Genomic DNA, 21227 nt, shown 5'->3' on the forward strand with positions numbered 1-21227 from the left:
GATTTGTAGTGGTTGTGGGTTGGGGAGTTGCAGATTTTATTTAAAACACAGATTGCACAGATTTACACAGATTTATGTGTTGAAAAAATAGATATGGATTGCATGGATTTGTAGTGGTTGTGGGTTGGGGAGTTGCAGATTTTATTTAAAACACAGATTGCACAGATTTACACAGATTTATGCGTAGAAAAAATAGACACGGATTGTATGGATTTGCAGTGGTTTTTGGTTGGGGAGTTGCTGGTGGAGATCCCTTCCGCCACGGCGGACACGCCTTCGTCGGGATGACAAGATTGGGGATAAATAATATAAATTAAAATAAAAAAATCAGCTTTAATCACGCTGGGGTTTCGATCATCAAATAGAAAAACGAACAGTTCTAATCAGGCTGGAAACAATTTAAAAAAGAAATAGTATGATAAAAATTGAAAATCTATCGAAAGTATTCAGAACGGAAGAAGTGGAGACGAAGGCGCTGAACAGTATTGCGCTGGAGGTGAAGCAGGGGGAGTTTATTACGATTATGGGGGCATCGGGTTGCGGGAAGTCGACGTTGCTGAACATTGTTGGGTTGCTGGACAGTGCCAGCAGTGGGAGTTATCAGTTGCTTGGGCAGGAAATGCTTGGGTTGAGTGAGTCGGAGAAGTCGAAAATCAGGAAACAGAACATTGGTTTTATCTTTCAGAACTTTAACCTCATCGACGAGCTTTCGGTGTATGATAATATCGAACTTCCTTTGATTTATAACAATGTTCCTTCGTCTGAAAGGAAGAAAAAGGTGGAGGCAATTGCGGAGCGTTTGGCGATTTCGCATCGTTTGAAGCATTTTCCGCAACAGCTTTCGGGCGGACAGCAACAGCGTGTTGCGGTGGCGAGGGCTTTGATAAACGACCCGAAGATTATCCTTGCGGATGAGCCTACGGGGAATCTTGACTCTAAAAATGGTAACGAGGTAATGGAACTTTTGACGGATTTGCACGCGAATGGGGCAACTATTTTGATGGTGACACACTCGGATTATGATGCTTCGTTTTCGCAAAAGACGGTTTTTATGAAGGACGGGATGGTGCTTTCGGAAAAGGTGAATAATAGAAATGTGGATGTTTTGGTGCAGTAACACTGATTTTATTTAAACACAGATTGCACGGATTTGCACAGATTTAATCGTCTGGAGGTAGCCACGAATTGCACGAATTGACACTAATACTTGTCTAAACTCAAATACTTAGAAGCTTAGGAACTCAGAAACTAAAAAGAATGCTTAGAAATTGGTTTAACATATTTATTTATCAGATAAAGAACAACAAGCTCTTTACTACCTTGAATATTTTGGGGTTGAGTATTGGGGTTGCGGGTTTGATCTTTGCAATTCTTTATTGGAACGACGAGCATTCGTACAATCAATGGAATACAGAGAAAGACAAGGTGTTTTTATCGATTACTTCGGTTGCCGATGATATGAAATGGGCATCGAATGTGGCGGGTTATGAGCCTTATTTCCAGAAGGACTTTCCAGAATTGGAAGCGTATTGCTATTTTGAAAATTGGTATGACAAAGCACCGATCAAGACGCAAGATCATAAGATGATTGCGAATGTGAGCGGAGCTCAGAGTAACTTTTTTTCGTTTTTTCCTTTCGAATTTATAAGAGGAAATGGTGCAAATGCGATTGCAGACGAAAACAGCATGGCTATTTCTGAAGATGTTGCAAAGGCGCTCTTTGAGGATGAAAATCCAATGGAAAAACAGATTACGTATAACAAAAAGATCTATGTGGTTCGAGGTGTTTATCGTATTCCTGGAAAATCATCGATGGCGCCTCAGGCGGTGGTGAACAATACGGAAAAGCAATTGAAAGTTGACCGAAATGAATGGGGAAATTTTAATTATGGATTGCTTCTGAAAATAAAAAACCCGGCAGATACGGCGGCAGTTATCAAGAAGATGAACCGCCTTTTGTTTGAAAACAGGGATTTGAAATGGGCAAAGGCCGAAGGCATCACGCTCGATCAATGGCGCAAGAAAGGCGGTCGCTCTACAACGATAAGTTTGCAAGCCTTGCCCGATGCTCGGTTGCATTCTGACACTGATGGTTTTCCCGAAAACAAAGGAAACCTGCAGTTTTTGCTGATCATGATGGGAATTTCGATTCTGATCCTGGTATTGTCGACTGTAAACTACATCAATTTGGCGACAGCCAATGCCATAAAAAGGGCGAAGGAAGTTGGAATACGAAAAATAATGGGTGCTTCGAAATTGAACATCGTTGGACAGTTTCTGCTAGAAACGGCCATCACTACTGTTCTAGCTTTATTGATTGGGCTGGTTATTGTGGAACTTTCGTTGCCTTACTATAATGATTTTTTAGGGAAGACATTGGATATCCATACGGGTGAGTTCTACCTTCAATTGCTGGGGATTTTGTTTGTTATAATTATTGTGGCGGGTATATTTCCTGCGGTTTATGTTTCGAATTTTGAAACCTTAAATGTTTTGAAAGGAAACTTCTCACGAAGCAAGAACGGAATCTGGTTGCGCAACGGGATGCTGGTGCTCCAGTTTGCAATAGCAACTTTCTTTATGGTGGGTTCCTATGTGGTATATCAGCAAATTGATTACATCAGTACGAAAGATTTAGGCTTCAAAGGCGACCAGATTGTTCAGGTAGAATATCCAAACAAGTTTGACCAAGAAGACCCTAACTATGTAAAGAATACTGCAAACCGATATGCGTTTGTAAAGCATGAACTATCTAAAATTGATGGCGTCAAAATGGTTTCGGCGGGTTCGTTTTCCTTTGGAAATACCATCAGGGCTTCCTCTAGTTTTGAATACAATAAAAAATATACGGTCCAGAGCAAGAACATGCTGATTGATTTTGGAATGCTGGACATGATGCAGATTAAGATAAAAGAAGGCAGGGATATCTCGGCACAATTTGCTTCTGACACGGTTACTTCTGTTCTTGTAAATGAAACAGCGGTTAAGTTGATGAAGGAGAAAAACCCGATTGGCAAGAAAATTTCTTGGAACAATAAAGAACTGGAGATTATTGGCGTTGTGAAGGATTTTCATGTGGATGGCCCTCAGGAAGAGATTCCTCCGATGACCTTTTTCCATTATAAAACCATCGATTGGATGATTTTGAACGCCGAAACGCTTTATTTGAATATAGAACCTGAGAAAATGCAGTCGGCTTTGGCGCAAATAGAAGCTTTTTGGGTAAAAAGTGTAGATGCTGATTTTCCGTTTTCGTATGATTTTGCCGATAAGAGTTTTGCCCGATCGTACCAAGATTATGTGTACCAACGAAATCTGTTCTCGTTGCTGAATATCATCGTGATTGCGATTGCACTGTTCGGCTTGTTTGCACTTGCCTCCTATTCTATTGAACGGAGAATGAAGGAAATTGCAATCCGGAAAACGCTGGGTGCGGAAACAAAAACTTTATTGAAAGAACTGTCCAAACAATATGTTTTGTTTTGCTTTATGGGATTCATCATAGCGGTTTTTCCTGTGTATTTCCTGCTCGACAAATGGCTCGATAATTTTGTGTATCGAATTGACATCAGTGTGATTGCATTTGTCATAGGCTTTTTTGTATTGATGTTGCTCACTTTGGCGATAGCACTTTCAAAAGCATATCAGGCAACAAGGATGGATGTATTGAGATATTTGAAATATGAATAGGGATTGAAAAATTAAAAAGACGTAAGGATAGAAGGATGGTAAGACTTAAGGACTTAGGGATTAAAAGACTCAGGTGCTTAGAAGCTTAGGAACTCAGAAACTAAAAAGGATGCTTAGAAATTGGTTTAACATATTTATTTATCAGATAAAGAACAACAAGCTCTTTACGGCACTCAACATTTTAGGGTTGAGTTTGGGAATGGCGGGGCTGGTTTTTGCGATTCTTTACTGGAATGACGAGCATTTGTATGATGCTTGGAATCCGGAGAAGGAGCATGTCTTTGCGACGGCTTCGAGCTTTGACAATATTGAGTTTTGGGGATCGAGTGTGGCGGGGTTGGGACCTGCTTTTGCAACTGCTGTTCCCGAAATTGAGTCGTATTGCTACTTGAACACATGGTATAACGGCGGAATTCTGGAGCATAACGGCAAGAAGGTTATGGCAGATAAGATAATTGACAGCCAGAAAACGTTTTTTAGCTTTTTCCCTTATGAATTTGTGGCAGGTTCGGCTGAAAAGGCGTTGGAAGATATGGAAAGTGTTGCCATCTCGGAGGAAATTGCAAAGAATTTATTTGGAGATGAAAACGCACTGAACCAGCAGATCTTGGTGAACAAAAAACCGCTTACGGTGAAAGGCGTTTACCGCATTACGGGCAAATCGAACTTTGAACCTACGGTTGTAACCAGCCAGATTGAGCCAAAACTGAAGGAAAGTGAAGCCCAGTGGCATAATTTCCAGTTCGGATTATTGGTGAAGATTAAAAATCCGGAGTTGGCCGAAACGGTTCAGGCGAAGATGCAAAACCTGTATCGTGTGAATAAAACGTTGAAGGACATCAAGCAGATGGGGATGTCGCTTGAGGATTACTTAAAGCAATATGGCGAAACGCAGGTGCTGTTGGAACCGCTAAAGGATGTTCGTTTCTCCAAAACCGAGGGCTATCCTGCTGGAAAAGGGAACTATCAGTTTCTGGTGATCATGTGTGCGCTTTCGGTTTTGATCATGATCTTGAGTATTGTGAATTATATCAATCTGGCAACGGCCAATGCGATTAAAAGAGCGAAGGAAGTTGGCGTGCGTAAGGTTTTGGGCGCTACGAAATCGAATATTGTGTGTCAGTTTATTTTTGAAACGGTCATCACTACTTTCTTTGCGTTGCTTTTTGCTTTGGTTATTGTAGAGTTGGCGTTGCCTTTCTATAATGACTTCCTTAGTAAATCGCTAAAGATTTATAACGGAGCATTTTATCTGCAACTCTTGGCGGTTTTTGCCCTAGTGATTCTGTTTGCCGGGATTTTTCCTGCGGTTTATGTGGCCAATTTTGAAGCGCTAAAAGTGTTGAAGGGGAATTTCTCCCGAAGCAAAAGCGGTATCTGGTTGCGCAACGGAATGCTGGTGCTTCAGTTTGCGATTGCTTCGTTCTTTATTGTAGGGTCTTATATTGTTTACGAGCAAGTGGATCACATGAGCAAGAAGGAAATTGGATTTAACGGCAAAGAAGTTCTCGATGTGTACTATCGGAACGATTATGACCATCAAGAAAAAGATTTTAGGGAAAAAATATACAGCAAATACCAAGTGCTGAAAGGCGAATTGTTGAAGATAAAAGGTGTTGAAGGTGTTTCGTCGGGAAGCTTCAAGATAGGTGGCGGTGGCGATGATTTTTCGAGCGGTTTCAGTTACAACAACAACGAAATTGTAGCGCGAAATATGGCAATTGATTTTGGAATGCTGAAAATGATGGACATCAAGATGAAGGAAGGCCGAGAGTTTTCTGAGCAGTTTTCATCGGACACTATTGAATCGGTATTGGTGAATGAAGCGACTTTGAGGTTGATGAAAGAAAAAGCGCCTCTTGGAAAAACCATCCGCTGGGGCGACAAGAGATTGAAAATTATCGGCGTGGTGGGTGACTTTAATATCAACGGTCCGCATAAGGAAGTGCCTCCGATGTTGTTCTACCACAACAAGACGATTAATTGGATGTTGCAGAATGCACACAGTATTTATGTGAAGGTAAATCCGGAGCATATCGATAGTATTTTAGCCGAAATGGAGTCGCTTTGGAAGACCAAAATTGATCCGGATTATCCTTTTTCGTATGGATTTGTCGATAAGAATTTTGAGCGGTCGTACAAGACGTATGTGCAACAGCGTAATCTGTTTTCGATATTGAATGTGGTGGTGATTGTTATAGCCCTTTTCGGATTGTTTGCGCTTGCCTCCTATTCGATACAAAGAAAGATGAAGGAGATTGCAATTCGAAAAACCCTTGGTGCCGAGACCAAAACGTTATTAAAAGAACTTTCAAAACAATACATCCTTTTCTGCGTGATTGGATTTTTGATTGCGCTTTTTCCGGTGTATTTCCTGTTGGATAAATGGCTGGATAATTTTGCTTATCGAATTGACATTTCTGCGCTTCCTTTTGTAGTTGGATTTATAGCTTTACTCCTGCTGACTTTGGCGGTGGTGCTTTCGAGGGCGTATCAGGCGACAAGGGTGGATGTATTGCGGTATTTGAAGTATGAATAAGTGGGATTGAAAGATTGAAGGACTTAAAGATTAAAAGATTTAGAAACAATTAAAACATAAAAATTATGACACGAGTTATCTTATTTGCAACAGCATTATTATTGAGCTTAATGACCAATGCACAGGTTTCGGAAAACAGGACCGTTGGTGCTTTTACTAAAATCAAAGTTTCGCAGGGGATTGAATTGATTTATACCCAATCTTCTACTCAGGAAGTAAAAGTGGAAACGGATGATACGCAAAGAATGCAATACATCAAGACGGAAATCGAGGGTTCGACCTTGAAGGTTTACTTGGATACGAAAAACGCCCCGAAGCCAGAAAAAAAGAAACGCAAGAAAAACTACAACAGCTACAACGGCGTTAATTTCGATGTTTTGAAAGTGTATGTGAGTAATAACTTGGTGGATGATTTCAAGGTAAGCTCTTCTGCATCTTTGGTTGTACAAAATGGCTTGGATGCAAAAAATGTGATGATAGATTGTTCGTCAAGCGGAAGCTTTACAGGTACGCTAAAATGTTCGACTGTGGCAATCGACGCTTCATCGAGTTCGGATGTGGATGCGAACGTTGTTGCAGATGCCGTTAACGTAGTTACAAACAGTTCGGCTGATGTAGAACTATCCGGAACTACTGAAAAAATAACGATCAAATCGAGCAGTTCGGCAGATTGCAAGGCAAAAAACCTGATTGCCAAAACTGCCGTTGTGGAAGCCAGCAGTTCGTCTGATGCTGTTGTGTATGCTTCAGAAAAATTGACTGCAATTGCTTCTTCGAGTGCTTCGATTACTTATTTCGGAAATCCTGCGAATGTAGATAAAAGCGAGAGTTCATCAGGATCGGTAAGCAACCGATAATCATCATCAAACAATCAAAAAACGAACAGCATCATGCTTAAAAACTGGTTTAAAATATTCCTTTATCATACCAAGAACAACAAATTCTTTACGGCTCTAAATATCTTAGGACTTAGTTTAGGAATTGCGGGATTGGTGTTTGCAATCCTTTATTGGAACGACGAAAATGCTTATGACGGTTGGAATCCTGAAAATGAAAAAGTGTTTCAGGTAATGAACGAGATGGGGCCGAATATGATTTGGGTGAGCAATATCAGCCCAATCGAAACACACTTGAAAGAAATTCCTGAACTAGAAAGTTATTGTTATTTCAGGAACTTTTATTACGATGAAATTGTTGAATACAAAGGAAAAAAGGAGCAAATCAAGAAGATAACGGATGCTCAGACTACCTTTTTCGAATATTTTCCTTTCGAATTTATAAAAGGAAACATCAAGACCGCTTTACAGGACAATACCAGCATTGCATTATCGGAACAAACAGCACAGCTTATTTTTGGCAACGAAGAACCAATCGGAAAACAGATTCAATATTCGGGTCGAAATCTTGTTGTTCGAGGCGTGTATCGAATTCCTGGGAAATCTTCTGTTGCGCCGGATGCCGTTACCAATTTTATTGACAACCAACTGAAAAACGACAAAGATCAATGGGGAAATTTTAATTATGGATTGTTGCTGAAGCTAAAAGATCCTTCTCAGCAGGAATTAATAAAGAAGAAAATTGAAGGCCTTTATATCGAAAACCGTTCGGCTAAATTTGCGCAAGCCGAAGGCATATCATTAGACGAATACATCAAGAAAAACGGAACAACAAAAGTTATCTTGAGTCAGTTAAAACAAGCCCGACTTCACGCAATTGCAAATGGCTATCCAGAAGGACAAGGCAATTATCAGTTTCTGTTGATCATGGTTGGACTTTCGGTACTGATTTTGGTTTTGTCGATTGTCAACTACATCAATCTTGCCACTGCAAATGCCATAAAACGTGCGAAGGAAGTGGGCGTCCGTAAAATTGTCGGTGCTTCCAAAGGCAACATCATCAGGCAATTTATTTTTGAAACCGTGCTGATGACGAGTTTTTCAGTATTGCTTGCACTGGTAATCGTAGAACTTTCATTGCCGTACTATAACGAATTTTTAGAAAAAGAATTGATCCTGCAAGGAAGCCAGTTCTACCTGCAACTCATTTCGATTTTCATTATTGTCATCATAATGGCGGGAATTTTCCCTTCTGTTTATGTGGCCAATTTTGAAACCTTGAATGTCTTGAAAGGCAATTTCGGACGAAGCAAAAGTGGCATCTGGTTGCGCAACGGAATGCTTGTTTTCCAGTTTGCCATTGCCTCTTTCTTCATCATCGGGTCCTATATCGTCTATGAGCAGGTACATTACATTAGCACAAAAGACCTCGGCTTTAAAGGAGAGCAAGTGATGGATGTTTTCTACCGAAGATACGACAACGAGGAAAATCCTAAAGTAATCTATAACCGCTACCTGACCATTAAGCAAGAAGTAGCAAAAATTAAAGGCGTGGAAGAAGTTTCGGCCGGTGCCTTTACTTTCGGACACGGGGTAAATTCTTCTTCCGGATTCAAATACAAGGACGTCAACATCCAAGGCCAGAATATGGCGGTCGATTTTGAGATGCTCGATATGATGCAGATAAAAATCATTAAGGGGCGGAACCTTTCTACAAAATTTGCTTCGGATACCATCAATTCAATGCTCATCAACAAAACGGCAATGAAAATGATGAAGGAGGATCCTATCGGGAAAGAAATCGAGTGGAACGATTATAAGCTGAAGATTGTTGGCGTTGTCGATGATTTTCATGTTTTTGGCCCGCAGGCCGAAATCCCTCCAATGGCGTTCTTCCATTTCAAAACCGTCGATTGGATGTCGTATAATCTCGATCACTTTTTCATCAAAGTAAAATCCGAAGATATGGCGCAAACCATTGCCGATCTTGAGAAATTCTGGACCAAGAACGTCGATGTGAAATATCCGTTCAAATATGATTTTGTGGACAAAGGTTTTGCCCGAACCTACGAAAGCTTCGTCATGCAACGCAACCTGTTTTCACTGTTGAATGTAGTGGTAATCCTCATCGCCGTTTTCGGATTATTCGCCCTCGCCTCCTATTCCATCGAACGAAGAATGAAGGAAATCGCCATCCGAAAAACTTTGGGTGCCGAAACCAAGACATTGCTCAAAGAGCTTTCAAAACAATACATCGTGTTTTGCATCATCGGCTTCCTCATCGCCCTTTTTCCGGCCTATTATCTGCTCGAAAAATGGCTGGAGAATTTCGCCTTCAGGATCGATATTTCCCTATTGCCGTTCGCCATTGGATTCATCGCATTATTGTTTCTTACCCTAATTGTAGTGCTTTCCAAAGCCTATCAGGCAACGCGAATTGAGGTGTTAAAATATTTAAAATACGAATAATAAGGAGCAAATCAGAGGCATTTTCAGAAACCATATTCCAGCTTTACGTTGCAATCTTTTTGTTCTAAACCCCAGAACAAAAAGGATTTCCACTACAATCTGGGCTAGAGGAAATCTTTAGGCGCTTTTTAAACGTTCTCCTAAACGACAACAATATTCTTACGATGAAAAAACTAATTTTGAGTTTGCTCATAATTACTTCGAGCATTTTTGTGAATGGCCAGGAAAATTCCTGGTCATTGCAAAAGTGTTTTGATACTGCCATGCAAAACAGCATCGACATCAAGATCAAGCAACTCGAGGTCTCCAAAGCCCAAAAACTCTACACACATCCTCTTTTGGAATTGTTCCCGAGCGTGAGTTTAAACGGAAATCACAATTACAATTTCGGTTCAACCATCGACCCGACAACCAACAACAGGGTGAGCTCTGATATACAATGGGACAATTTTTTTCTGAATGCGAATATCAACATCCTCGACTTTAATAATTTGGCGACAGCTAAGAAAAACAAGATGGAAATTGAAATGGCAAAAGCCGACAAATCGGTCATTGAATACGAATACAAACTGCAATTGCTTGAAAAATATTTCGATGCATTATTTTCTCAAGAGCTATTGAAAATCCAAAAGGAACAACTCAAAAACAGTACGTTCAATCTCAAGAGAATCGAGAAAGAAGTTGAAATCGGAAACAAGCCTCAAAGCGATTTATACGACATACAACTGAGTTTTTCACAGGACGAAAAGCGCCTTTTGGAAGCCGAACAATTGTTTGAAACCCAAAAACTGCAACTTTTTCAATTGATGAATTTCAAGGTTGAAAATTTGGATGATGTGGTTCTGGAAACGTATTTGGCAAATGAAACCGAAATTGTTTTGACCGAAATCAAAAATCCGAAACTTCAATTTGCTGAACTGGCCTATAAAGTTTCGAAAACAGACATTTCGATTCAGCGTTCTGTCAACCGTCCGACACTTTCGGCGTTCTATCAATTGTCCAGTTTTTATTCTTCACCAATCAATCAACCCAATGCGAATGTTGCCGGTTTCCGAACTCAGTTGGACGATAATAAAAACCATCAGGTTGGTCTGCAAATGAGTATTCCGCTTTTTACTGGATTCAGAAATAGCAAGCGCATCAAGGCTTCCAAGATAGAATCGGAACGTACAAAATTGGTTTCGGAACAGGAAAAAATCAAAATCGAACAGCAAATTGAACTCGAAAACACGCGTAAAAAACAATATGCTAAGTTGTCTAATAATCTGGGAAACACTTTGAAATATGCTCAAGAATCATTCAAAACCACTCAGTCGAAATTCACAAGCGGAAAAATTGACGCCGTAGGTTACAATGCTGTAAAAAACCAATTGCTTTCTTCAGAATATGATTTTCTGAAAAATAATCTATTCATGCAATATGCTTCGCTAAAAATAAATTTAATTCAAAAAAACGAATTATAATCTGACAATACCACCATAAACAAAACCAATCCTTTATCTTTATTTTAAGAACATTTCGTATTATCTTTGCAATCTAAATTCAATCTTAATAAATCGCAATTGAAAAGAGTTGCACACCCTATATGAAATTAGATAGAAAAGAGATACTCAAAGCCTTAGAATCATTAACTATTGCTGGAGAAGGAAAAAATATGGTCGAAAGCGGAGCCGTTACAAATGTGGTTACTTTTGGCGAAGAAGCAATCGTAGATTTGACGATTTCGACACCAGCAATGCACATCAAAAAACGCGCTGAGGACGATATTCGTAAATTAATCCAAGAAAAATTCAATCCGGAAGCCAAAGTAAAGGTGAATATCAAGGTTGAAGCTCCTGAAAAACCAAATGAAATCAAAGGAAAAGCCATTCCTGGAATCAAAAATATTATTGCCGTTGCCTCTGGAAAAGGTGGTGTAGGGAAATCTACCACTACTGCGAATCTTGCAGTAACTTTGGCAAAAATGGGATTCAATGTTGGTGTTTTGGATGCTGATATTTACGGTCCGTCAATGCCAATTATGTTTGACGTCGAAACCGAAAAACCAATCTCTGTAACGATTGACGGAAAATCAAAAATGAAACCAATCGAAAGCTACGAAGTAAAAATACTTTCTATTGGGTTTTTCACAGCTCCGAGCCAAGCCGTAATCTGGAGAGGACCAATGGCTTCAAAAGCCTTGAACCAAATGATTTTTGATGCAGATTGGGGAGAACTTGATTTCATGCTGATCGATTTGCCTCCTGGAACTGGAGATATCCACCTCTCGATTGTTCAATCGTTGCCAATCACCGGAGCGGTTATCGTGAGCACGCCACAAGCCGTAGCCTTGGCCGATGCTAAAAAAGGAGTTGCCATGTTCCAATCGGACAGTATTAATGTTCCTGTTTTGGGAATTATTGAAAACATGGCCTATTTCACACCAGAAGAATTACCTCAAAACAAATACTACATTTTCGGACAAGAAGGAGCAAAAAATCTTGCAGAAGATTTAAACGTGCCTTTCCTTGGAGAAGTGCCAATCGTACAGTCTATTCGTGAAGCGGGAGATTACGGTCGTCCGGCTGCTTTGCAAACAGGTTCGCCTTTGGAAACGGTTTTCGAAGAAATCGCTCGAAATGTAGTGCAGGAAACGGTAAGCCGAAATGAAAACCTTCCTCCATCGGAAGCAGTAAAAATTACAACAATGGCAGGTTGTTCTGCTGTTAAAAAATAATTAGATAATATGCGAATTAGCTGATTAGCTAATTTTCTAATTGACACATTGAAATTATGACAACAGAAGAAATTAAATCAAACGTACTGAAAGCATTGGATGAAATCCGTCCTTTCCTTGAGTCTGATGGCGGAAACATTTCGCTAATCGACATTGAAGATGACAAGCACGTTAAAGTGCGTCTAGAAGGTGCCTGTATCTCTTGCAGTGTCAACCAAATGACGTTGAAAGCAGGTGTGGAAACTACCATTAAGAAATATGCGCCGCAGATTGAAACTGTGGTAAACGTAGCATAACTATTTCCAATATTTTTATGTTTCAAATCATTCGCCCATCAAAAAGCATAATGGTTTGAAACATAAATTTACTTTTTAGCTTTTTTACTTTTGTTTGAACACAAAACGTTCCAGTTTTAGTTTTTCTTTTAATTTATAAACTGACAATTGTCATAAAATAACCTTCAATGTTTCGAGTACTTTGTACCAGAAATTCAGAAACCTTAAACAATGATTGAAACAGATATATTAATAATCGGTGCTGGTCCTACTGGACTTTTTACCGTTTTTGAAGCTGGACTTTTAAAATTAAAATGCCATATCATCGACGCTCTTCCACAACCAGGTGGTCAATTAGCAGAGCTTTATCCTAAAAAACCTATTTTTGATATTCCTGGTTATCCTTCCGTTTTGGCAGGTGACTTGGTTGATAATTTGATGGATCAGATCAAGCAATTCCAACCGGGATTTACCTTGAACGAAAAAGCCGAAACCATCGAGAAACAGGAAGACGGAAGCTTTATCGTAACGACTGATAAAGGTACAAAACATGCTTGTAAAGCCGTTGCTATCGCAGGTGGTTTGGGAAGTTTTGAACCAAGAAAGCCTTTGATTGAAGACATTGAATTCTACGAAGACAAAGGTGTTGAATATTTTGTAAAAGACCCAGAATTGTTCCGTGATAAGAAAATTGTGATTGCCGGCGGAGGCGATTCTGCTTTGGATTGGAGCGTCTTCCTTGCAAATGTTGCTTCAGAAGTTACGTTGATTCATAGAAGAAATGAATTCCGTGGTGCTTTGGATTCTGTTGAAAAAGTGCAGGAATTGAAACACGCTGGAAAAATCAACTTGATAACTCCTGCAGAAGTTGTAGGACTTAATGGTGCCGAACATTTGGAATCTATTGATATAGAAGAAAACGGAGCACACCGAAACATTAAAACCGATTATTTTATCCCGCTTTTCGGATTGTCGCCGAAGCTTGGGGCAATTGCCAATTGGGGATTGGAAATCGAGAAAAATGCCATCAAAGTGAACAATGCCTTGGATTATCAAACCAATATTGAAGGTATTTATGCAATTGGCGATGTGAATACCTATCCTGGAAAATTAAAATTGATTCTTTGTGGTTTCCATGAAGCCACTTTGATGTGTCAAAGCGTTTACAATAAATTAAACCCTGGAAAGAAATATGTATTGAAATACACAACTGTTTCAGGTGTTGATGGTTTCGACGGAACTCGTAAAGAAGCCGAAAAAGCAGTCGTTAAATCAATCGAATAATTATGTCGCAGGACGTTACTATAAAAATCACTGACCGAGAAGGCATCCAGCACGAAGTTCAAGCGCCAACGGACATGAACATGAACATAATGGAATTGGTTCGTGCATACGAATTGGCTCCAGAAGGAACTATTGGTGTTTGTGGCGGAATGGCAATGTGTGCTTCTTGTCAATGCTATATTACGAACGATGTTGCCTTGCCAGAAATGGGCGACGATGAAGAAGCAATGCTTTCGGAAGCATTCAATGTAAAATCAAATAGCCGTTTGGGATGCCAGATTCATATAACAGAAGATTTGGAAGGTTTGGAATTGGAGCTAGCTCCAGAATATTAAAATTTCTTCCTTTATAAAATTAAAACAGCCCGAAAGTAATTCAACTTTCGGGCTGTTTCGTTTTAACCAAAAACAATTATTTTTTAACAAACTTCAGTGTCTTAACTGCCGTTTCTTTTTCAATTCTGATAAAATAGATTCCAGAACTCAAATCAGAAGTATTGATCGACAAATCTGTATCTGAAGAAATAACTTTTTGAGCAATTACTTGACCTAAACTGTTATATATACTGTAAGCAGAAGGCAAATCTGCCGTTTCTCCAATTGAAATTGTAAGTACATCTGTAGCAGGATTCGGATATACCGAAACCATTTCCAAAGCATCATAAGTAGAAGTACCTAAAGTTGACTGACAAGCAAGTGAACTTCCTAAAGTTGATCTTCTTGGAGAGTTTTGCAGAACGGCCAATATCCTTGCTTTTTGATCTAAGGTAAAAATATTCATACATGTATCATTGGTATAATCCATATAATTTTCAGTCATATCATTCCCAGGTGCAGGACATGAATTATAAACTTCAGCACAATCATAATTTTCCCAACCAGCAACAGGTGTATCAGCACAATAATCGGTACCACTGCAATCAATATCGTTGAACATTTGACTTCCCATATCACCCCAAATGTGTCTCAATCCAAAACAATGTCCAATTTCGTGAGTGGCAGTTCTTCCTTTATCAATGTCATCAAAATAGTTTCCTGGAGCAAAATCAGATGATCCAAAAGCTCTCCAATCGATAACTACTCCATCAGTAGTTGCCAATCCTCCATTAACATTAATTCCTTGAAGACCGGAATTACTCGGGAATTGTGCATATCCTAAGGTTCCCCACATTTCATCATCCTCATCATCACTGAAATGACAAACCCAAATATTAAAATACTGAGTAGGATCCCAAATTGTATTTGGTTTTAGATTATTTTCAACAGATGTTTCTGTATTCCAGCTCGCAACATTCAGATTGACCCTATCAATTCCATTAGTAGCAGTTCCATCAGGTTTTCTTTGAGCCATACAAAATTCAACTTCTATATCCGCTCCAATTGCACTTGTGTTGTGACCTGGAGTTCCGAGCATCCTTCTAAAATCCTGATTCAATACGGTAATTTGCGAAAGTACTCGTGCATCCGAAATATTCTCATTCACCCCAATTGCATCTCCGTTATGAATAACATGAACCACTACTGGAATGGTTACAATAGTATTGGCACTTTTTCCGCTTTGCATACTGCGTTTCACAGCTTCAACCTTTGGTGCCAACCAAGCCTCAAACTCTGCGTTGGTAGCACGCCCTTTTACAGTTTCCTGCAAATGCTCTTCATATTCTGATGAAACACATTTTACAATTCCTGTCGATGGATTGATCGATTTTACATTTCTTCCAAAAACTTTTCTTCCATTCGAGTCCGTGTTCTGTCCAAAAGAAACCATCGAAATCAGCATAACCAAATAAGTAAGTTTTGGCAAACTTTTCCTTTTCATTATAATCTTATTAATTTATTAATAGCAGAGATTTGACTCTTCTTGCTAGCCTAAATATTTTTAGGCGCGCTAAATTAACAATTAATCCTTATGTCCGTTAAAAATCTTCAAATTTTTATCAAAATCAATTCAACTACTCCGTTTTCGTTAAACATTAAAAAATTATTCTGAAAAATTGGCATAAAAAAAGAGCCCTACAATGTAAGGCTCTTTCTATATGAATAAAAAACAATTATTTTGCTTCCTTATTTGCTTTTGCAATATATTTCTCCAATGCCATTGTCATCGAAGGTGCTTCTGGAGACGGCGCCATAATATCCACTCTCAATCCATGATCAACAGCTTCTTTTTGTGTTGTGCTTCCAAAAACCGCAATTCTTGTATTGTTTTGTTCGAAATCAGGAAAATTCATGAACAATGATTTGATTCCTGTCGGGCTAAAGAATGCCAAAACATCATAATAAACATCCGCCAAGTCTGACAAATCACTCATTACCGTTTTATATAATGTTGCTACTGTCCAATCAACTTTCAAACCATTTAACGTTTGAGGAACATCTGCATTCAACTGATCAGAAGCCGGTAACAAGAACTTTTCGTCTTTGTATTTTTTAAACAACGAAGACATATCTGCGAAATCCTTCTGGCCTACATAAATCTTACGCTTTCTATACACCACATATTTTTGAAGATAGAAAGCAACTGCTTCCGACTGGCAAAAATATTTTAAATCTTCAGGAACTTTATAACGCATTTCATCTGCAACTCTAAAAAAGTGGTCAACAGAATTTTTACTCGTCAGGATGATGGCCGTGTAGTTGTTAAAGTCGATTTTCTGAAGTCGAACATCCTTTGCACTAACGCCTTCAACGTGTATAAAAGGCCTGAAATCAATTTTTACTTTATGCTTTTGTTGTAGCTCAAAGTATGGCGAATTCTCTACTTTAGGCTCCGGTTGCGACACCAAAATTGTTTTCACTTTCATATTTGATATTTTCTAATGCACTAACTTCTCGTAAACCAATAATAAATAAAATAGTAAGGTGCTATTTCAAGTGCGCAAAGATACAAAATAAAATAAAACAACTTACCGATTATTAAGTTTTGATAGATTTTTAAGGAATTCAAATAAGTTAGCAGGTTTGCAACCAAAACAATGCCGATAAGCACGTAAATTACCATTATCGATACATTATCATTATAAAACAGAAAAACATTAATAGGAAGAAGCAATAAAGAAATGTAAGTCCTATAGTTAACTTTCTGTAAATTATATTGCTCCACAAACTCTTCCATATTAAAAGAAGTCGCAATAATTTTTTCAATCAAGTATTTAGAAAGTATGAAAACCCCTATCAACGTTACAATCTGAATGTACAACACCCAATCGGCTTTGGAAACATAACCAAAATACGCCAAAATCAGCTGAGCGAAAAAAGCAAGCGAAATCAACTGCACCACAAACAATGCAATGTTAAACCAGCTCATCAAATGCGAACTGTCCTTGTAAATCTTGTTGTATTTATCAGAGAAAAGCAACCTCATAAAATCGCTAAAACGGCTCTCAAAACTCGTTCTCGCAACCGCAATCAACACAAAACTAAGCACAAACAAAACCGTTGCCCAATCCTTGTTTTCCAACACGCGTTCCTGTAAAATAGCATCCATCATAGTCCCGCAAAGATAACAATTCGGCAACCAAATTCAACTTCAATAAAAAATTTCAAACGTAATAATTAGGAGCAAAACGCTTGGGCATATTTGGAAGCCATATTCCCGCCTTCCTTCCAAAACTTTTTGTTCTTAAAGAAAGAACAAAAAGGTTTTTCCCTCCAGTCGGGGCTATAAAACAATCCGTTTTCACTTCAGAAACATTCATACATTGCGAAATCGCATCAAAACCAAAAATTATTATAATTTAATTAAGACCTAACATCCATAAAAAGTTTATTTTTGCGTGGAAATTTAAAGAGTTTATGAACGACGGTATTGTTATAATTCCTACCTATAACGAAATTGAAAACATCGAAAGCATTATCAGAGCAGTGTTTTCTCTCCCAAAGCCCTTTCATATACTCATTGTCGACGATAATTCGCCTGACAAAACCGCTCAAAAAGTAATAGAGCTCCAAGAAGAATTTCCCGATCGCCTTTTTATCGAACAAAGAGAAAAAAAAGCAGGCTTGGGAACCGCCTATGTCCACGGATTCAAATGGGCAATAGCAAAAAAATACAATTACATTTTCGAAATGGATGCCGATTTCTCGCACAATCCAGCCGATTTAGAACGATTGTATGATGCCTGCCATTTCGGGAGAGGCGATGTTGCCATCGGATCACGATATATCACGGGCGTAAATGTTGTAAACTGGCCTTTAAGCAGGGTTTTGCTCTCCTATTTTGCATCCGTCTATGTTCGATTGATTACCGGAATGAAAATCCAAGATGCTACTGCAGGATTTATGTGCTACAAGCGTCAAGTATTGGAATCCATCAACCTCGACAAGATAAAATTTATAGGTTATGCCTTTCAGATTGAAATGAAATACAGGGCCTACGCCAAGAAATTTGAAATAATAGAAGTCCCGATCATCTTTACCGACAGGGCAAAAGGACAATCAAAAATGAGTGGCTCGATCATCAAGGAAGCCGTTTTTGGAGTCATCTCGCTTAGAATGCGACAGTTTTTTAATAGATTATAAGAAAAAGAAAAAATGAACAGGGTTTTAATCAAAAATGCCAAAATCGTTAACGAAGGAACTATTTTCGAAGGAGATTTGCTCATAGAAGACAAATACATCGTAGAAATAGCCGAAAGTATCAGCGCCAAATCATCCACAACAAAAATCATCGATGCAGAAGGAAACTATCTGATTCCAGGTGCCATCGACGACCAAGTACACTTCAGAGAACCGGGATTGACACATAAAGGAAACATCGCTTCTGAATCCAGAGCCGCTGTTGCCGGAGGAATCACGTCTTTCATCGAGCAACCCAATACGGTGCCGAATGCGGTAACACAAGAATTACTCGAACAAAAATACCAAATTGCTTCCGAGACATCGTTTGCCAACTACTCCTTCATGATGGGTGGCACCAACGACAACTTGGAAGAAGTACTGAAAACAAATCCAAAAAATGTTGCCGGTATAAAACTATTCTTAGGTTCTTCAACCGGAAATATGCTGGTGGACAACGAAGAAGTCTTGGAAAAAATATTCTCCAGCACGCCAATGCTTATCGCCGTTCATTGCGAAGACGAAGCCACCATAAAAGCAAATCTAGAAAAATACAAAGCCGAATACGGCGATGATGTTCCAGCAACGGTTCATCACTTAATAAGAAGCGAAGAAGCTTGTTACATTTCTTCTTCAAAAGCAATTGCATTGGCAAAGAAAACGGGAGCACGCTTGCACATCTTCCACCTTTCTACAGCAAAGGAAATGGAATTGTTTACCAATAAAATTCCATTGGAGGAAAAGAAAATCACCGCCGAAGTCTGCATCCATCATTTGTGGTTCACGAATGAAGATTATGCAAAAAAGGGCAATTTCATCAAATGGAATCCGGCCGTAAAAACGCAAAAAGACAAGGATGCGCTTTGGGAAGCCTTGCTTGACGACCGAATTGACGTTATCGCAACCGATCACGCTCCACATACTTTGGAAGAAAAAAGCCTTCCTTACTTGCAAGCTCCATCAGGCGGCCCTTTGGTTCAGCACGCTGTGGTAGCAATGTTTGAGGCACATCACCAAGGAAAAATTTCGGTAGAAAAAATCGTGGAGAAGATGGCACACAATCCTGCAAAAATCTTCAAGATTGAAAAAAGAGGTTTCATTAAGGAAGGTTATTATGCCGATTTGGCCATCGTAAATCCCGGAATGCCTTGGAACGTAAAGAAAGACAACATTTTATACAAATGCGGATGGTCGCCATTTGAAGGTTATAACTTTAAGTCGAGAATAACGCATACCTTTGTAAACGGACAATTGGTTTACAACAATTTCAAAGTAAAGGACATTAAATGTGGCGAGCGTTTGCTTTTTGACCGTTAAAAATTTCTAGCATGAAAAAGATATTTTGTTTTTTTATTGGAGCGCTTCTACTGTTCAGCTGTCAGCAAAATGCAATCGACAAGCCGGATAACCTTATCGATGAAGATACCATGGAAGACATTATCTATGATTTGGCAGTTTTGGAAGCCATTAAGCAAAATAATCCTTCTTCCCTCGAAAATAAAAACATCACGGCTTCCACTTATGTTTACGACAAATATGACATTGACAGTTTGCAATTTGTGAACAGCAACCATTATTATGCTTCGGATGTTCACAATTACCTGAAGATGTATCAACGGATTGAGGAGCGATTGGGAAAAGAAAAGACTGAAATGGACACCATTGTTGCTCGGGAGTCTAAAAAAAACACAAAGACCAAACCTCAAAAAGCATTAAAAAGCATAGACTCAATGAGAAATAACCTAAAGTTGAAGGCAAAATAATTCTTAATACTAAGGCCTGTAAACTTTTGAAATTTCTTGAATATAAGTAGAGATAGGAGTAAATTCAAATCCCAGTTCGTCTTTTATTTTTCTATTTGCATACAAATCGGTTGTATGAAGCGATTTCGCAACTGCCATTGAGAGTTTCCTTTTGGAGAAAAACAAATTGGCTCTAAGCCAATCGAGTCGCCAGGCAATTTCGGTCATCCATTTTTTGGCGTAGGCAGTTGGCTTTTTGGCACCCAAACTTTCTGCAATTGTATCAATAAGGTCTTGAAAAATTACATTTTCTGCAACAAGAACATATCGCTCTCCCGAAATGTTGCTTTTCATCAACAAAGCCATCACCTTCACAACATCTTCAACTGCAATAAATCCTGTAGAACCTTTGGTATAATACTTTGTCCCTTTTGCAACAGTGGTAAAGATTTTGCCGCTTCCTTCTTTCCAAAAACCTGGACCAAAAATCACGCCCGGATTGACTACTACAGCTTCCAAACCTTCCTGTTGCCCGCGCCAGATTTCCATTTCGGCTCCATATTTTGAAATGGCGTAGTCGCTGTGTGGCTTTTCAGGATTCCAGTCGGTTTCTTCATTGATGGAATTAAGGATGGGAGTTGCTTCTTGATGATTTACTTTTGGAAGATCGCCCAAGGCGGCAATCGAACTTACATAGCATAATTTCTTGACGTTTTTAGCCAGACAAAAATTGACAATATTGGCCGTTCCTTCGATATTGATTTTGCGGATTTTTTCCTCATCGGTTGGTTCAAAGGAAATGAAGGCGGCACAATGATAGACATGTTCGATGTTTTCGAAGGCAATTTCCAAAGAAGGAATGTCGTTGATATCGGCTTGAAGCCAATGAATCTTATCGAATAATAATTCCTTGTTGTAAAGTTTGAAAAGTGATTTTGTTTTTGCAATTGAATTTTCACTTCTGTAAATAGCCGAAACAGTATCTCCATTTTCGAGTAAATGCAGTATCAAATGCGAACCTACCAAACCTGTTGCTCCTGTGACTAAAACCATAGTGGCAAAGGTAATGAGATATTTTGGGAACTGGAATTTTGAAGATCGTTATTCATTAAATTTAAAA

18 protein-coding genes are annotated in these 21227 nt (G+C 39.0%); 14 read left to right on the forward strand and 4 right to left on the reverse strand.

The window, feature by feature from the left end; translation table 11 throughout:
* Positions 1 to 179 precede the first annotated feature (179 nt).
* From ACI6PS_RS15430 to ACI6PS_RS15480, 11 genes are all read left to right on the forward strand, one after another.
* Positions 180 to 317, forward strand: coding sequence for a hypothetical protein (locus ACI6PS_RS15430; RefSeq protein WP_421013469.1), 138 nt, complete (start codon positions 180 to 182; stop codon positions 315 to 317).
* A 98-nt stretch (positions 318 to 415) separates the two neighbouring features.
* Complete coding sequence (locus ACI6PS_RS15435; RefSeq protein ID WP_421013470.1) at positions 416 to 1117, forward strand: ABC transporter ATP-binding protein; 702 nt, start codon at positions 416 to 418, stop codon at positions 1115 to 1117.
* Positions 1118 to 1257: 140 nt separating this feature from the next.
* On the forward strand, positions 1258 to 3690 hold the full coding sequence (locus ACI6PS_RS15440) for an ABC transporter permease (protein ID WP_421013471.1): 2433 nt from the start codon (positions 1258 to 1260) through the stop codon (positions 3688 to 3690).
* 109 nt (positions 3691 to 3799) lie between these two features.
* Positions 3800 to 6229, forward strand: a complete 2430-nt coding sequence (locus tag ACI6PS_RS15445) for an ABC transporter permease (protein WP_421013472.1) — start codon at positions 3800 to 3802, stop codon at positions 6227 to 6229.
* A gap of 65 nt (positions 6230 to 6294) precedes the next feature.
* The gene (locus ACI6PS_RS15450; RefSeq protein WP_421013473.1) at positions 6295 to 7086 is read left to right on the forward strand and encodes a head GIN domain-containing protein; all 792 of its coding nucleotides are present in this window, start codon (positions 6295 to 6297) and stop codon (positions 7084 to 7086) included.
* A gap of 33 nt (positions 7087 to 7119) precedes the next feature.
* Complete coding sequence (locus tag ACI6PS_RS15455; protein ID WP_421013474.1) at positions 7120 to 9534, forward strand: ABC transporter permease; 2415 nt, start codon at positions 7120 to 7122, stop codon at positions 9532 to 9534.
* A gap of 164 nt (positions 9535 to 9698) precedes the next feature.
* Complete coding sequence (locus tag ACI6PS_RS15460) at positions 9699 to 10997, forward strand: TolC family protein (RefSeq protein ID WP_421013475.1); 1299 nt, start codon at positions 9699 to 9701, stop codon at positions 10995 to 10997.
* A gap of 122 nt (positions 10998 to 11119) precedes the next feature.
* Positions 11120 to 12250: a P-loop NTPase gene (locus ACI6PS_RS15465; RefSeq protein ID WP_421013476.1), complete on the forward strand. Its 1131-nt coding sequence runs from the start codon at positions 11120 to 11122 to the stop codon at positions 12248 to 12250.
* Between the two features lie 56 nt (positions 12251 to 12306).
* Positions 12307 to 12546, forward strand: coding sequence for a NifU family protein (locus ACI6PS_RS15470; RefSeq protein WP_421013477.1), 240 nt, complete (start codon positions 12307 to 12309; stop codon positions 12544 to 12546).
* A gap of 210 nt (positions 12547 to 12756) precedes the next feature.
* Entirely contained in the window at positions 12757 to 13809 is a 1053-nt protein-coding gene (locus tag ACI6PS_RS15475) for an NAD(P)/FAD-dependent oxidoreductase (RefSeq protein ID WP_421013478.1), read from the forward strand.
* 2 nt (positions 13810 to 13811) lie between these two features.
* On the forward strand, positions 13812 to 14144 hold the full coding sequence (locus ACI6PS_RS15480; protein ID WP_421013479.1) for a ferredoxin: 333 nt from the start codon (positions 13812 to 13814) through the stop codon (positions 14142 to 14144).
* A gap of 76 nt (positions 14145 to 14220) precedes the next feature.
* Here the strand turns inward: ACI6PS_RS15480 and ACI6PS_RS15485 are convergent, their stop codons facing one another.
* The 3 genes from ACI6PS_RS15485 to ACI6PS_RS15495 form a co-directional block, all read right to left on the reverse strand.
* Complete coding sequence (locus tag ACI6PS_RS15485) at positions 14221 to 15627, reverse strand: T9SS type A sorting domain-containing protein (protein WP_421013480.1); 1407 nt, start codon at positions 15625 to 15627, stop codon at positions 14221 to 14223.
* A 232-nt stretch (positions 15628 to 15859) separates the two neighbouring features.
* On the reverse strand, positions 15860 to 16612 hold the full coding sequence (locus ACI6PS_RS15490) for a uroporphyrinogen-III synthase (RefSeq protein WP_421013481.1): 753 nt from the start codon (positions 16610 to 16612) through the stop codon (positions 15860 to 15862).
* 20 nt (positions 16613 to 16632) lie between these two features.
* Positions 16633 to 17298, reverse strand: a complete 666-nt coding sequence (locus ACI6PS_RS15495; RefSeq protein WP_421013482.1) for a DUF4271 domain-containing protein — start codon at positions 17296 to 17298, stop codon at positions 16633 to 16635.
* Positions 17299 to 17603: 305 nt separating this feature from the next.
* On the opposite strand from ACI6PS_RS15495, the gene ACI6PS_RS15500 reads away from it, so the two are divergent.
* Genes ACI6PS_RS15500 through ACI6PS_RS15510 form a run of 3 tightly spaced genes read left to right on the forward strand, consistent with a single transcriptional unit; the run spans position 17604 to position 20128 of the window.
* Positions 17604 to 18329 (forward strand): polyprenol monophosphomannose synthase, encoded by a 726-nt coding sequence (locus ACI6PS_RS15500; protein ID WP_421013483.1) that lies wholly within the window; start codon positions 17604 to 17606, stop codon positions 18327 to 18329.
* 12 nt (positions 18330 to 18341) lie between these two features.
* A complete protein-coding gene (locus tag ACI6PS_RS15505) occupies positions 18342 to 19682 on the forward strand; it encodes a dihydroorotase (protein WP_421013484.1) in 1341 nt (446 codons plus the stop codon).
* Positions 19683 to 19693: 11 nt separating this feature from the next.
* Positions 19694 to 20128, forward strand: coding sequence for a DUF4296 domain-containing protein (locus ACI6PS_RS15510; RefSeq protein ID WP_421013485.1), 435 nt, complete (start codon positions 19694 to 19696; stop codon positions 20126 to 20128).
* A gap of 9 nt (positions 20129 to 20137) precedes the next feature.
* Here ACI6PS_RS15510 and ACI6PS_RS15515 read toward each other — a convergent pair whose 3' ends face one another.
* Positions 20138 to 21160 carry an NAD-dependent epimerase/dehydratase family protein gene (locus tag ACI6PS_RS15515; protein ID WP_421013486.1) on the reverse strand — a complete coding sequence of 341 codons (1023 nt, stop codon included), beginning with the start codon at positions 21158 to 21160 and terminating at the stop codon, positions 20138 to 20140.
* Positions 21161 to 21227 lie beyond the last annotated feature (67 nt).

Source organism: Flavobacterium sp. PLA-1-15 (genome assembly GCF_049060005.1).
In the GTDB taxonomy this organism is placed as follows: Bacteria; Bacteroidota; Bacteroidia; order Flavobacteriales; family Flavobacteriaceae; genus Flavobacterium.

Bases quoted from the DNA above. Each gene is read 5' to 3' on its own strand.
- ACI6PS_RS15430 (WP_421013469.1), top strand. From the start codon at position 180: ATGCGTAGAAAAAATAGACACGGATTGTATGGATTTGCAGTGGTTTTT.
- ACI6PS_RS15435 (WP_421013470.1), top strand. From the start codon at position 416: ATGATAAAAATTGAAAATCTATCGAAAGTATTCAGAACGGAAGAAGTG.
- ACI6PS_RS15440 (WP_421013471.1), top strand. From the start codon at position 1,258: ATGCTTAGAAATTGGTTTAACATATTTATTTATCAGATAAAGAACAAC.
- ACI6PS_RS15445 (WP_421013472.1), top strand. From the start codon at position 3,800: ATGCTTAGAAATTGGTTTAACATATTTATTTATCAGATAAAGAACAAC.
- ACI6PS_RS15450 (WP_421013473.1), top strand. From the start codon at position 6,295: ATGACACGAGTTATCTTATTTGCAACAGCATTATTATTGAGCTTAATG.
- ACI6PS_RS15455 (WP_421013474.1), top strand. From the start codon at position 7,120: ATGCTTAAAAACTGGTTTAAAATATTCCTTTATCATACCAAGAACAAC.
- ACI6PS_RS15460 (WP_421013475.1), top strand. From the start codon at position 9,699: ATGAAAAAACTAATTTTGAGTTTGCTCATAATTACTTCGAGCATTTTT.
- ACI6PS_RS15465 (WP_421013476.1), top strand. From the start codon at position 11,120: ATGAAATTAGATAGAAAAGAGATACTCAAAGCCTTAGAATCATTAACT.
- ACI6PS_RS15470 (WP_421013477.1), top strand. From the start codon at position 12,307: ATGACAACAGAAGAAATTAAATCAAACGTACTGAAAGCATTGGATGAA.
- ACI6PS_RS15475 (WP_421013478.1), top strand. From the start codon at position 12,757: ATGATTGAAACAGATATATTAATAATCGGTGCTGGTCCTACTGGACTT.
- ACI6PS_RS15480 (WP_421013479.1), top strand. From the start codon at position 13,812: ATGTCGCAGGACGTTACTATAAAAATCACTGACCGAGAAGGCATCCAG.
- ACI6PS_RS15485 (WP_421013480.1), bottom strand. From the start codon at position 15,627: ATGAAAAGGAAAAGTTTGCCAAAACTTACTTATTTGGTTATGCTGATT.
- ACI6PS_RS15490 (WP_421013481.1), bottom strand. From the start codon at position 16,612: ATGAAAGTGAAAACAATTTTGGTGTCGCAACCGGAGCCTAAAGTAGAG.
- ACI6PS_RS15495 (WP_421013482.1), bottom strand. From the start codon at position 17,298: ATGATGGATGCTATTTTACAGGAACGCGTGTTGGAAAACAAGGATTGG.
- ACI6PS_RS15500 (WP_421013483.1), top strand. From the start codon at position 17,604: ATGAACGACGGTATTGTTATAATTCCTACCTATAACGAAATTGAAAAC.
- ACI6PS_RS15505 (WP_421013484.1), top strand. From the start codon at position 18,342: ATGAACAGGGTTTTAATCAAAAATGCCAAAATCGTTAACGAAGGAACT.
- ACI6PS_RS15510 (WP_421013485.1), top strand. From the start codon at position 19,694: ATGAAAAAGATATTTTGTTTTTTTATTGGAGCGCTTCTACTGTTCAGC.
- ACI6PS_RS15515 (WP_421013486.1), bottom strand. From the start codon at position 21,160: ATGGTTTTAGTCACAGGAGCAACAGGTTTGGTAGGTTCGCATTTGATA.